The organism is Nocardiopsis ansamitocini, from assembly GCF_030268225.1.
Lineage (GTDB): Bacteria > Actinomycetota > Actinomycetes > Streptosporangiales > Streptosporangiaceae > Nocardiopsis_D > Nocardiopsis_D ansamitocini.
In genome coordinates, this window is sequence record NZ_BSQG01000009.1 from 130,247 (window position 1) to 143,061 (window position 12,815).

10 protein-coding genes and 1 tRNA gene are annotated in these 12,815 nt (G+C 68.4%); 7 read left to right on the forward strand and 4 right to left on the reverse strand.

Going from position 1 to position 12,815, the window contains the following annotated elements:
• Nucleotides 1-67 precede the first annotated feature (67 nt).
• From QSJ59_RS20705 to QSJ59_RS20715, 3 genes are read left to right on the forward strand one after another with little or no spacing between them, the layout of a single operon-like run.
• A complete protein-coding gene (locus tag QSJ59_RS20705; protein ID WP_285761387.1) occupies nt 68-2,026 on the forward strand; it encodes a DUF3987 domain-containing protein in 1,959 nt (652 codons plus the stop codon).
• Nucleotides 2,027-2,072: 46 nt separating this feature from the next.
• Entirely contained in the window at nt 2,073-2,282 is a 210-nt protein-coding gene (locus QSJ59_RS20710; protein WP_285761388.1) for a helix-turn-helix transcriptional regulator, read from the forward strand.
• A complete protein-coding gene (locus QSJ59_RS20715; protein ID WP_285761389.1) occupies nt 2,279-3,697 on the forward strand; it encodes a tyrosine-type recombinase/integrase in 1,419 nt (472 codons plus the stop codon). The genes QSJ59_RS20710 and QSJ59_RS20715 overlap by 4 nt, the downstream gene beginning before the upstream one ends.
• Nucleotides 3,698-3,833: 136 nt before the next feature.
• On the opposite strand, the gene QSJ59_RS20720 is transcribed toward QSJ59_RS20715, so the two are convergent.
• Together QSJ59_RS20720 and QSJ59_RS20725 are read right to left on the reverse strand one after the other, a co-directional pair.
• A tRNA-Ser gene (locus QSJ59_RS20720) sits at nt 3,834-3,921 on the reverse strand.
• Nucleotides 3,922-4,023: 102 nt separating this feature from the next.
• A complete protein-coding gene (locus QSJ59_RS20725; protein ID WP_285761390.1) occupies nt 4,024-5,904 on the reverse strand; it encodes a MinD/ParA family ATP-binding protein in 1,881 nt (626 codons plus the stop codon).
• A gap of 208 nt (nt 5,905-6,112) precedes the next feature.
• On the opposite strand from QSJ59_RS20725, the gene QSJ59_RS20730 reads away from it, so the two are divergent.
• Together QSJ59_RS20730 and QSJ59_RS20735 are read left to right on the forward strand one after the other, a co-directional pair.
• Entirely contained in the window at nt 6,113-7,099 is a 987-nt protein-coding gene (locus tag QSJ59_RS20730; protein WP_285761391.1) for an NAD(P)H-quinone oxidoreductase, read from the forward strand.
• Between the two features lie 50 nt (nt 7,100-7,149).
• Complete coding sequence (locus QSJ59_RS20735; RefSeq protein WP_285761392.1) at nt 7,150-7,704, forward strand: bacterial proteasome activator family protein; 555 nt, start codon at nt 7,150-7,152, stop codon at nt 7,702-7,704.
• A 54-nt stretch (nt 7,705-7,758) separates the two neighbouring features.
• Here QSJ59_RS20735 and serS read toward each other — a convergent pair whose 3' ends face one another.
• Entirely contained in the window at nt 7,759-9,024 is a 1,266-nt protein-coding gene (gene serS / locus QSJ59_RS20740) for a serine--tRNA ligase (protein ID WP_285761393.1), read from the reverse strand.
• Nucleotides 9,025-9,278: 254 nt separating this feature from the next.
• On the opposite strand from serS, the gene QSJ59_RS20745 reads away from it, so the two are divergent.
• Complete coding sequence (locus QSJ59_RS20745) at nt 9,279-9,449, forward strand: hypothetical protein (RefSeq protein ID WP_285761394.1); 171 nt, start codon at nt 9,279-9,281, stop codon at nt 9,447-9,449.
• Nucleotides 9,450-10,200: 751 nt separating this feature from the next.
• Entirely contained in the window at nt 10,201-11,676 is a 1,476-nt protein-coding gene (locus QSJ59_RS20750; protein ID WP_285761395.1) for an amidohydrolase family protein, read from the forward strand.
• A 268-nt stretch (nt 11,677-11,944) separates the two neighbouring features.
• On the opposite strand, the gene QSJ59_RS20755 is transcribed toward QSJ59_RS20750, so the two are convergent.
• Nucleotides 11,945-12,586 carry a TetR/AcrR family transcriptional regulator gene (locus QSJ59_RS20755; RefSeq protein ID WP_285761396.1) on the reverse strand — a complete coding sequence of 214 codons (642 nt, stop codon included), beginning with the start codon at nt 12,584-12,586 and terminating at the stop codon, nt 11,945-11,947.
• Between the last annotated feature and the right edge of the window lie 229 nt (nt 12,587-12,815).

Genomic DNA, 12,815 nt, shown 5'->3' on the forward strand with positions numbered 1-12,815 from the left:
CGGTCCCGGCGCATAGCCACCAAGCAAACCGCCGGGACCGCACTCCAAGGAAGGAGCAGTTCCCATCATGGCACTGATGGCCGTCCCCGAACCGGCGGAGGGACCCGATTGGGGTCCGATGCCCCCGCACGACCTCGGAGCCGAACAGGCGGCTCTTGGCGCCATGCTGCTCTCCCCCGAGGCGATTGCCGACGTGGCCCGGCTGGTCGTGGCCACCGACTTCTACCGTCCCGCCCACCAGATCCTTTTCGCCACCATCACCCGACTGCACCGCCAGGGCGAACCCGCCGATCCCGTCTCGGTGAACGCCGCACTCACCCAGAGCGGCGAGATCACCCGCGTAGGTGGCGCTCCCTACCTGCACACCCTCACCGAATCCGTCCCCGTGGCGGCCAACGGCGGCTACTACGCGCGCACCGTGGCCGACCTCGCCCAACGGCGCGCGGTGGTGGAGACCGGGACCCGCCTGGTGCAGGTCGGCTACTCCGGTGACGGCGACATCGGCGACCTGATGCAGGTCGCCAAAGGCCACCTGGACACCGTGCGTGCCAAGGCCGCGTGGACCGACCCTGTGGCCTTGGACGCCGTACAGGGCACGCTGCCCGAATTCCCGTTGGAGGCGCTGCCCGAGTGGGTGGGGCGTTTCGCGGCGGCCGTGTCCGACTCCACCCAGACCCCGCCCGATCTGGCCGGGTGCCTGGCCCTGGCCGCGCTGTCCACAGCGGCGTCGGGGCGCGTGTGGGCCGACACCGGCCAGTGGAGCGAACCCGTGTGCGTCTACACGGTGGCGGCCATGGAACCCGCCTCACGCAAGAGCGCGGTGTTCGCGGCAATGAACGAACCGGTGTTCGCTGCCGAGGAACACCTCGTGGAACACATGAAGCCCGTCATCATCGAAGCCGCCCTCACCAAACGCATCGCTGATGCCAAGGCCGAGGAACTGGCGGCCAAGGCCGAGAAGGACCGCGACCCGCAGTCGATCGCTGATGCGATGGGCGCGGCCGAGAGCGCCGGCGAACTGAGCGTGCCCCATCAGCCCAAGCTCGTGGCCGACGACATCACCCCCGAAAACCTGGCGCGTCGTCTGGCCGAACAGGGCGGCCGGTTGTCGCTGCTGGCACCCGAAGGCGGGTTCTTTGGCACCCTGGCCGGGCGCTACTCCGGGATGCCCAACCTCGACACCTTCCTCAAAGCCCACGCGGGAGAGCCCATCCGGGTTGACCGCCAGGGCCGCGAACCCGACTTCGTTGCCAAGTCCGCGCTGACCATCGGCATCGCTCTACAGCCCGAAGCACTGAGCGAAGTGTTCGCGACCCCGGGCGGCCGGGGTCGCGGACTGCTGGCGCGCATCCTCTACGCGCTGCCCGCCGACAACGTCGGCTACCGCACGGCGACCTCTGTTCCCGTTCCGCCCGACGTCGCCCAGACCTACCGCCACCGGCTCACCACCCTTCTCTACTCGCTGTGGAACCTCACCGAACCCGTCACACTCACCTTCACCCCCGAAGCGCGCCAACGCATAACGCGGCTGCTCTACGAGGAAGTGGAACCACAGCTGCGCCCTGAAGGGCGTCTGGGACAGATCCGCGACTGGGGCGGCAAGTACGTCGGGGCGATCGTGCGCATCGCCGCGCTGATCCACCTCGGTGACCACCTCACCGACGGATGGGCGCGTCCCATCGATACGGCCACACTCGAAAAGGCGTACGCCATTGGTGAGTACTACGCCGAACACGCCCTGGCCGTCTTCGGCGCAATGGGCAACGACCCCGCCCACGAGATCGCCCGCAAGGTCTTGGACTGGCTCACCAAGACCACGCCCGGCGAGTTCTCCGCTCGCGACGCGTTCAGGGCGCTGCGTACGAAGCAGGTCGCCAAGGCGGGAGATCTGGAAGCGCCGCTGGCGCTGCTGGCCGACCTCGGATGGATCAGACCGGCGCCTGTGCCGCCGACCGGGAAGAAGGGAGGCCGCCCGCCCTCACCGAAGTACCTCGTTCACCCCGATATCAGCGGTCCGCGCGCATAGCCACCAGCAAACCGCCCGGACCACTTGTTGCCAGGAAGGAAGACCGTTGCCCAAGCAAACCGCCCATCTCCCCGTCTCCGACCCGCTGTTGACCGTCCCCCAGGTCTGCGCGGAACTGGGGATCAGCCGGAGCACCTTCTACCACTGGAACCAGACCGGGAAAGGACCGCGCTGCTTTCCGCTTCCCAACGGCTCTCTCAGGGTCCGTCGTTCCGAGCTGAACGCCTTCCTGAGCGTTTTGGAGTCCGCCGCGTGAGCAACCAGCATCAGGGAGGCCGCCCCGTTTGGGGCGGCCGTCCCGCCTCCCTCAAGGTCAATGTGTGGAAACTGCACAAGTACGTGGGCAAGCGCGCCACGACCTACACGGTGCGGTGGACCGTGGACGGCACGGAGTTCCGCGAGCCTTTCGGCACCCGGGCCGCAGCGACCGCCTACCAGGCGGAAATCGTCTCCGCCCGCCAGCGCGGCGAACCGTTCGACACCGCTTCGGGAAAGCCGCTTTCCTGGCTCAAGGAACAGAGGTCATGGCTGGAATTCGCCTGTTCCTACGTGGACATGAAATGGGAGACCGCCGCACCCAACTCACGGCGGTCGATCGCTGAAGCACTCACCGACGTGACCGAAGCCCTGTTGAGCACTGACCGAAGCATGCCGGATCGCTCCCTTCGCCGGGAGGTCCTTCGCGACTGGGCATTCAGCACGCGTCTGTGGGGCGACCCGTTGCCCGAACGGCTGAAACCGATTCTGCGGTGGTTGGAGCGCAACACCGTGGACGTATCGGCGCTATCCGATCCGGTCCTGGCGCGGCGCTCTCTGGAACGGCTCTCGCGCAAGCTGGACGGCACACTCGCCGCCGCGAACACGACCAAGCGCAAACGCATGGTCTTCAACAACACGCTCGAATACGCCTGTGAGATCGGCCTGTTGCCGGCCAATCCCATCAAGCACATCAGGTGGACCCGCGAACGAGCGGCACCCATGGTCAACCCGAACGTGGTCGTCAACGCCGCGCAGGCAAAGACCCTGTTGAAGAGCATCGGGGAACAGCCCGGGCACGGCCCCCGGGTCAAGGCGTTCTACGCCCTGCTGTACTACGCGGCTCTACGGCCGGAGGAGGCCATCTGTCTGGCACGGCCGAATCTGGAGCGCCTGCCCGATCAAGGGTGGGGCGAGATCGTCTTCTCGGAAGCGGAGCCCCGCGCCGGAACGAAGTACAACGACAGCCGGAAGTCTCGCCAGAAACGCCAGCTCAAGCACCGGGCGACGGGAGAGGACCGCCGGGTTCCCGTCCACCCGGACTTGGTGGAGATCCTGCTCTGGCACGTGGAGGAGTTCAACATCGCGCCCGGTGGTCGGCTCTTCATCGGCCCCCGGGGCGGTGTCCTGGCCGAATGGGCGTACCTGGGTTGTCTCGCCAAGGCACGAGAAGCCGCCTTCACTGCGGAGGAGGCGGCATCCCCTCTGGCGAAGGAGCCCTACGACCTCCGCCACGCGGCGGTGTCCACGTGGCTCAACGCAGGCGTTCCAGCGGCCCAGGTGGCCGATTGGGCCGGCCACTCCGTAGACGTCCTGCTCCGGGTCTACGCCAAGTGCGTGGCCGGTCAGCAGGCCGCCGCGCTGGATCGCATCCAGCGGTCCATGGAGGAGATGACCAGGGACGATGACGACTGAACTTTTCCGCTATTTCACCGTGAAGGCCCGTTGAGGGCCGCTGATAGCGGGTGACAACCGGACACCGAAAACGACTCAGGGCCGGTCTCGGAGACTTCCGAGACCGGCCCTGAGCTGCGTTTATACAGGTCTGCGGCGGAGGGTGTGGGATTTGAACCCACGAGGCCCCGTAAGGACCTAGCGGTTTTCAAGACCGCCGCACTCGGCCGCTATGCGAACCCTCCTGGGAGAAGGAGGTGAATCCCTCTCGCCAGAGATGTTAGCCCACGCGGGGCGGCCAGGTGTCCTCCCGGGTCGCACGGTACGGTCCGACCCGGGAGGAGACATCAGCGCGGCCAGGCGAACGCCTCGCCGACGGTGGCCGCGAGTTCGAGGTAGGCGTGCCGGGTGGCCGGAGCGAGTTGGTCGAGGTCGACCTCCGCCCCCTCCTCCAGGTGGGAGTCCCACGGGACCTGCACCACTGCGCGGCAGCGCGATCCGAAGTGGTCCTCAAGGCGCTGCAGATCCACACTGGACTTGCCGCCGGTGCGCACCATGGACAGCACCACGACGGCACCGCGCACAAGGTAGCCGAACTCATGCGCCTCCAACCAGTCCAGCGTGGCCGAGGCGCTGCGCGCTCCGTCCACCGAAGGGGTGGAGACCAGCACGATCTGATCGGCCAGGCCCAGTACGCCCTTCATCGCCGAATGCAGCAACCCCGTCCCGCAGTCGGTCAACGTGATCGAGTAGAAGTGCTCCAGCAGCCGGCACACCTCGCGGTAGTCGGCCTCGCTGAACGCCTCCGAGACCGCAGGGTCACGATCGGATGCCAGGACCTCCAGCCTCGACGACGCCTGCGACGTGAACCCGCGGATATCGGCGTAGCGCTGGATCAGTTCCTTCTCGTTGAGCAGGTCCCGAATGGTCGCCGCAGTCTCCAACCGCAGCTTGTCCGACAGGGTTCCGCGGTCAGGGTTGGCGTCCACCGCCAACACCCGGTCTCCGCGCAGCGACGCCAGCGTCGACCCCAGTGCCACACTCGTGGTGGTCTTGCCGACGCCTCCCTTCAGGCTCAGCACCGCCACTCGGTGGTGCCCGCCCGCCACGTGCGTGCGTGCCCGCGCCATGAGCTCGCGCCGGCGCAGTTCGGCCGGGGACTCTCCCGGGTGAACGAGGCCGAACGTCGCCGAGTGCAACGCCTTGCGCCACCCTGCGCTGGGGGGCTGGCGGCGTCCCCGGACCAGAGTGTCGGCCTTGAGCGCCTCGGCGGTCTCGGGCAGCCTCGGACGCGGATCGAACCCCGGCTGTTCGACCGGAGCATGGTCCGTTCCCCGCCCGGGCCCGGTCGGGGAACGCCCCGGCCCGGTCTGCGGACGCTGCTCGGGTCCGGGCGGGGAGAGCACGCCGTCCCGATCGGAGGGCGGCACACGGGGGGCTTCCTGTACGGGCTCGGGCTTCTGCGGAGCCTGCCGCGGAGGGCCCGCGGACTCTACGTGCTGGACAGGGGGTTTCGGCCCGTCTTGCTGCTCGACCCGTTGCGGTGGTGCAGGCGGCGGGGGAGGAGTTGCGCTCCAATCCGTTACCGGAGGCTGCTGGCCCGGTGACGTCGACGTCCGGGGGCTGCCGGCCTTGGGCAGCCGGTAGGGCTGGGCGTCCAGGGGCGGCAGCGGTTCGGGTTCGGGGAGTTCATCGGACCAGGGCTCGGGTGCCGGCCGTGCCTGGTTGCGGGCATGCCCGCCGCCGTCGGACTCGTCGACCGCCGACGACGCCCCCCGTCCGTTCGGCGGCAGCGGGATGACGTCGGGCGGTTGCTCCAAGGGAAAAGGTTTTTCGGCCGGTGCCGGGGGCCGGGGACGCTGCTCGGGTGCGGGATGCTCCTGCCGCGGAGGCTGGAGCGGGGGCGGCGGCAGCGGGACCGGATCACCGGTCGGCGCGGGCGGGGCGACGTTGGGCTGGGACTGGGATTCGGACGGGGGCCGGGCCGGGGGCGGCGGGGGAAACGCGCCCGACCGGTCGCTGTTCGGCTGTGCGTAGGGCGGCGGCGGGGCGATGGGGCCCGAGTCGAACCCGTCTCCGAACCACTGGTCGGCGGGCGAGGGCTGTTGCCCCTCCGCAGGCTCGGTGCCCTCCTCACGGGCGGTGCCGGCTTCGGGCGCGTCGTCGTATTCCCGACGCAGCGGACGAGCACCGGCATGCTCCGAACCGTCGTGCTCTCTGTATGCCACCGCGGTTCTCCTCAGGACGCTTCAAGGACCAACTGTACGAACGTCTTCATTGACGACCGGCCGGGCCTCTCACCCTGGCCACATCGGACAGTCGAGTCAACAACGATAAAACTACCGGTCAAGGAATGAGAAGAGGATCAGCGGCGGCGATCGCCCCTGCAAGCACGTGAACCGGTGTGGAGCGTCTCGACTGGGTAGCGTCATGGGCATGCGAGCGATTGTGATCAGAGAGCCCGGTGGTCCCGACACTCTCGATTGGGCCGAGGTCCCCGATCCCGAGCCCGGCCGGGGGGAGGTCGTCGTCGACGTCACGGCAACCGCCGCGAACCGGGCCGACATCAGTCAGCGTGAAGGCAACTATCCGCCACCGCCCGGCGCCTCGCCCTACCCGGGTCTGGAATGCTCTGGTCGGATCAACGCGCTGGGCCCCGGAACCGAGGGCTCCGGCTGGCGGGTGGGCGACGAGGTATGCGCCCTGCTCAGCGGGGGTGGCTACGCCGAGCGAGTCGCTGTTCCCGTCGGCCAACTGCTGCCGGTGCCGGCAGGGGTGGACGCGGTACACGCCGCGGCACTGCCGGAGGTGGCGTGCACCGTCTGGTCCAATCTGTTCATGACGGCCGGTCTCACCAGCGGCGACAGCGTCCTGGTGCACGGCGGCGGCAGTGGGGTCGGGACCTTCGCGATCCAGCTCGCGCATGCGCGCGGCGCGCGAGTGCTCACTACAGCGGGCAGTCCCGAGAAATTGGCGCGCTGCCGCGAACTCGGCGCCGACGTGGGGATCGATTACCACACGGAGGACTTCGCCGCCCGGGTCAAGGAGGAGACCGGCGGCGCGGGGGTGGACGTCGTCCTGGACATCATGGGCGGCGCCTACCTGGACGCGAACGTGCGCTCGCTCGCGGTCGGCGGCCGACTCGTGGTCATCGGGCTGATGGGGGGCGCCAAGGCGGAGCTCAACTTGGGCAGGATGCTGGTCAAACGGCTGTCCGTGCACGCCACTTCCCTGCGCTCGCGCAGGCCGCAGGAGAAGGCCGCCATCGTCGCCGAAGTGGCCCAACAGGTATGGCCCCTGATCGAGAAGGGGGCGATCCGGCCTATCGTGGACCGCACAGTTCCCCTTCGAGAGGCGGCACAGGCGCACCGCATCATGGAGTCGAGTGAACACGTGGGAAAGATCGTGCTCACCGCCCGGTGATCGTCCAGGTCGCAATCCGCCCATTCGCGCACAGCCGCAAGGTGAGAGTAATGAACAACGGATACCGCAACGAAGAAGAGCAGCCGCAGGTCCTGGTGCTGGGGCCGAACGGGTCGGCGGACGAGAACGAGGACGGCTCCGGCCAGGAACCCGAGGAACGCCCGATCACCGAGATGGTCGAGCAGCCCGCGAAGGTCATGCGGATCGGCAGCATGATCCGTCAGCTCCTCGAAGAGGTCAAGGCAGCCCCGCTGGACGAAGCCAGCCGGGTACGCCTCAAGGAGATCCACTCCAGTTCGATAAAGGAGCTGGAGGACGGCCTGGCACCGGAGCTGGTGAGCGAGCTGGAGCGGTTGTCCCTTCCGTTCACCGAGGGATCGACCCCCAGTGACGCCGAGCTTCGTATCGCCCAGGCACAGCTGGTGGGGTGGCTCGAAGGACTCTTCCACGGCATCCAGACCACGCTGTTCGCCCAGCAGATGGCGGCCCGCGCGCAGTTGGAGAACATGCGCAAGGCGCTTCCCGCGGGTATGGCGCCGGGTGGCCCCGAGGACGAGGTGCTGGGCGGCCGCTTGCCGGGTGGAGGGTCGGGCCCCTACCTGTAGGGGCAACGACGACGGCGCCGGCCTCTTCGCGAGGGGCCGGCGCCGTCGTTTCGGCTATTTCTTGACGGGCTCCAGTACGTCCCGGCCCACGAAGGGACGCAGCGCCTCGGGGACCACTACGGAACCGTCCTCGCGCTGGTGGTTCTCCAGGATGGCCACGATCCAACGGGTGGTGGCCAGCGTCCCGTTGAGGGTGGCGGCGAACCGGGGGCGTCCCTCGGCGTCGCGGTAGCGGATGTTCAACCGCCGTGCTTGGAAGTCGGTGCAGTTGGAGGTGGAGGTGAGCTCCCGGTAGCGGCCCTGGGTGGGCACCCACGCCTCGCAGTCGAACTTGCGTGCCGCGCTCGTACCGAGGTCGCCACCGGCGATGTCGACCACCCGGTAGGGCAGCTCCAGCTTGTCGAGCATCTCGCGTTCCCAGGCGAGCAGCCGCTGGTGCTCTTCGTGTGCCTGGTCGGGATGGGTGTAGACGAACATCTCGACCTTGTTGAACTGGTGGACCCGGATGATGCCGCGGGTGTCCTTGCCGTAGGAGCCCGCCTCGCGGCGGAAGCACGACGACCAGCCGACGTAGCGGCTGGGCAGCGCGTCCGGGGCCAGGATCTCCCCCGCGTGGTACCCGGCCATGGGGACCTCGGAGGTCCCCACCAGGTAGAGGTCGTCGGCGGGCAGGTGGTAGACCTCCGCGGAGTGCTCACCGAGGAAGCCGGTGCCCTCCATGGTCTCGGGCTTGACCAGAACCGGGGGGATCATCGGGGTGAAACCTGCGGAGACGGCCTGCTGCATGGCCATGTTGAGCAGACCGAGTTCCAGCATCGCGCCGACGCCGGTCAGGAAGTAGAAACGCGCACCCGACACCTTCGCGCCGCGGTCCATGTCGATGGCGCCGAGCATCTCGCCCAGTTCGAGGTGGTCGCGGGGGGTGAAGTCGAAATCGCGCGGGGTACCGACCTCCTCGACGACGACGAAATCGTCCACACCGCCCTCGGGCGCGCCTTCCTCCACCAGGTTGGGGACCGCGGTCAACAACGCCACCAGTTCGCCCGAGAGCGCCTCTGTCTCGGCCTCGGCCGTCTTGACGTCGTTGGACAGCGCCTTGGCACGCTCCAGCAGGGGGGCGCGCTCCTCGGCAGAGGCCCGGGACACGGACTTGCCCATGCTCTTCTGCTCGGCGCGCAGCGACTCGAAGCGCGTGAGCGCGGCGCGGTGCCGCGAGTCCAGGTCGAGCAGGCGGTCGACGACGGAGTCGTCTTCGCCGCGGGCCCGCTGCGAGGCGCGCAGGCGGTCAGGGTCATCCCGAAGAGCACGAAGGTCGATCACCTGAGCAGGCTACCGGGCATGCGCCACCCGGGGCACCTCGTATTCCCGCCCTCCTCGTCCCCGATGGCCGGATCAGGTCCGTGGGGCGGGGAACGGTCGGCGCGGGGAGGTCGTCGAAAGAAGTCCCGGAAGCAGCGTCATAGATCCGGGGACGCTCCGTTGGAGCGGTTACCGGTCGGGCCCCAGAGGGGGCGGGCCCGACCGGAGAGGGCAGAACCGCCGTTGAGGCGGGGTGGGAAACGGGGGGAACGAGAATGGCCAGCACCTGGCTGACGAAGCCGCTGGGATCGATGACCGCCAATGAACTGGCGGAGGCGCTGGCGGTCCTGGAGCGGACCGCGCCCGACGACACCGCGCTGAGAACCGCGCTGAGGCGCGAGCTGTCCAGAGCGGCCGGGGAGGACTGGATGTTCGACGTCGCCTGACCGTCCTTCGTTCCCGTCGGGTATGCGGCCGAGTTTCCTGACGTCCGGGTCAACACGGGCGAGGTCGCCGGGCCCATTCATAGCGGCGCATCGGGCGTGCGACGGCCCGGCCGGTGTGCCCCAGGCCCGAGCGGCCACCGGTATGGGCAGGCCCCACCAGCGGAGGAGGCGGCGTTCGCCCCGGGACGGGGTCCGAGCGGGTGATCGGCGTGGGCGGCCGGGTTTGTCGGGCTCCAGTGAGGCTGCCGACGTGGGTCAGGCGCGTTGGCGTGGGCGGCGGGGTGCCCAGAGCCTTCCGGTTCGGTGGAACTGTCGCAATCCACACCGACGTCGAAGGCCCCTTCGCACGTGCCACCCGGGCCGGGTGGCACCAACCTCAATGGTCAGCGCACTGGGTCGTTCTTCGTCGTTGGGACGCTCGGCGTGGCCCCATCCAGTCGCCCAATTGGCGTCCATGATCCCAACCTCCATACTGATAATATCATCATTACTGATTTTTACCCACGAATGTGGGATGTGCCTGCCCTTGGAGAGACCGGTCATGGATAAGCGAGAAGTTGGCGACGCATCCGAGGGGCCTGGCGAGGCCGTGGAGGAGGCTTCGGACGAGGCCGCGGAGCGAGGCGGGCGCACTCACTCGACACGGCGGTCCTTTTTGAAGCGGGTGGGCAAGGGCGTGCTACTCGTGAGCGCGGGCGCCGTCGGCGGGCAGGCCGTGGGGCCTCTCCTGCGACCGACGGAGCCGGGGCGGGTGGAGTTCCCGACCGCGGGCCCGGTTCGCATCGACGATGTGACGGTCGTCGACCCCCTGGATGGAACCCTTGCCGCGGGGATGTCGATCCTGGTTCGTGGCGGACAGGTCGAGTCGGTGGTGCCGACGGAAACGGTCCGGGCCGAGAGGGGCGTACGTGTGGTCGCCGGGGCGGGACGGTTCGCCGTACCGGGTTTCAACGACATGCACACTCACGCGTTACAGGCGGACCGCCCGGCGTTGGCGCTGGCGACGATGCTCGCCGAGGGGGTCACGGGGATGCGGCAGATGGAGGGCTCGGCGGAGATGCTGCGGCACCGGGCCGAACAGCGTCTGTCCTTGACACCGCGGGCGCCTGGGCTGCTGGCCATGCCGGGAGAATTGCTGTTGCCCTTCAACGCGCTGTCGGCCGAGGAGGCCCGCAGTGAGGTCGCTCGGCAGTGGGACCAGGGCGCGGACTTCATCAAGATGATCATGACGGAGCGGGAGGCGTTCTTCGCCGCGGTGCACGCAGCGCACGAGCACGGGCTGCGTATCGCCGGACATCTGCCGCCGTCGGTCAAGATCGACGAGGCGGCCAGAGCAGGGTTCGACTGCGTCGAACACCTTGGCACGAGCACCAACGTGTGGATCTCCTGTTCCCGGGACGCGGACGCCCTCTGGGAGGAGAAGGCCGCCGGCCTGTCGGAGCCTTCCTGGGTGGCCGGGCTGCCCTACGCCGGTGACATCTACATGGCGGCGATGAAAGGGGCTCTGACCGGAAACGCCTCCAATACCGCGAGCGAAGAGGACCTTCGTCTACTCGCCCGCGCTTTCGACAGCTTCGACCAGGACCGTGCGCGGGACTTGGCCGCGGTCTTCGTCGAGAACGGCACGTGGCAGTGCCCGACGCTGGTCCGCCTCCGTTCGAAGTATCTCGCTGACGACACCGTCTACCGGGACGACCCGTGGTTGAAGACCATGACCGTCGAAGCCCGGGAAGAGTACCTGTCCACCGTGGACGAGTTCGCGGCGCTTCCCGCCAGCACCCGGGAGACGTTCCGCCGCTATTACGAACACGCTGTCGAGACAGTGGGCATCTGGCATCAGGCGGGCGTGCCCATCCTCGCCGGGGCCGACGGTGCCGGCCGCGGTGTGGGGAGCTCGATCCAGCTCGAGTTCCGGGAGCTGGCCAAGGCCGGGCTCTCACCGCTGGAGGTGTTGCGATCGGCGACGACCGCCCCGGCGCGCTATCTTGACCGCACCGGCCAGATGGGACGAATCGCGGCAGGGATGGACGCCGACCTGGTACTGCTCGACGCGGACCCGCTCGCGTCTGTGGAGAACCTGGCCTCGATCTCGCTCGTCGTGCGCGCCGGGCACCCTTTCACCGCGGACGAGCTCGCGAACCACATCGACGAGTTGGCGGACCAGGACATCGACCGGTCCGCGCTCAACATCCCGGCGATGTCCCTCGACGGCTGCTGTTCCCGGTAGTGGCACAACCGGAATATCCGACAACAGGCCAGGGTGACCGCGGGTAATGTCGCCGCGTTCCACCACGCGACGGATCGGATCACCGATCTGTCGCGTACCAGGCGCTGGAGTGCCGGTGACCGGACCGACCACGCTGGCATCCCGGGCGACCGCGACCGACCCGGGTGGCCACCTCGCCTAGACCGAGCTGCGACCTGTCGGCCACCGGCGCGACGCGGTCGCCCCGAACGTGCCGTGCCGGCTGTGGAGGCGTGGCTCACTGAACCGACTACCCCGTGATGTCGGGCAGTGCGGTGGTGGACAACCGTCGCGCTTCGGCGCGGGGGATGCCGAGCATGCGCAGTAGGTGCTCGGCAAGGTGGTCGTAGGCGGTGTCGTCGTCGAAGTCCGGGTCCGTCAGCGACAAGTGCAGTGCACCCAGCAACGCGCCGGCCACGGTGGCCAGTGCCAGCTTCGGGTACGGAGTGTGGAAGCGTCCCGCTTCGACACCGGCGATGATGTCGCGCAGGGCGCGGGAGGCCAGCCCGCGATCGGAGTCGAGGTAAGCCACACCGTGGCGCACCATGACCTGGGCGACTTGTGGTTGCCTGCGGGTGAGGCGTCCGACGAGTCGGATGGACTGGGCCAAGGTTGCGGCCGGATCGCGCTGTTCGAGGGCGAGCTGATCCAGTCGGGTCCCCATTTCCTCCAGAACGTTGATGACCGCAATGTCAAACAGTTCCGCCTTGGTGGAGAAGTGGTTGTAGAAGGAACCGAAACCGACGTCAGCGGCGTCGGTGATGTCCTGAATGCTCGCCTGGTGGGCAGTGCCGTCGGCGAGCATGGCCCGGGCCGCGTCGAGGAGCTTACGCCGGGTGTGTGCTTTGCGACGCTCTAGGCGGGTCCCAGTGCCCGCGTGGGTTGCGGCCATGCTCGAATGATACCGGCCATGACATGACTGATGAAGGCATCACCGCTTTTGACGCTCGTGACGTCACAAGTGATTTTTCATCAGCCGAGGGTTTTCGGGCGGCCCAAGGGAGCGGTCACGCGTCTCGCTGTCCCCTGTGCTCCGGGTGAGGTGCCGGCGTCCGACGAGGGGAACATCCCGGACGGACCGACAGTCCTGTGGTGAAGGTGGTGGATCCGGTATGGCTGCT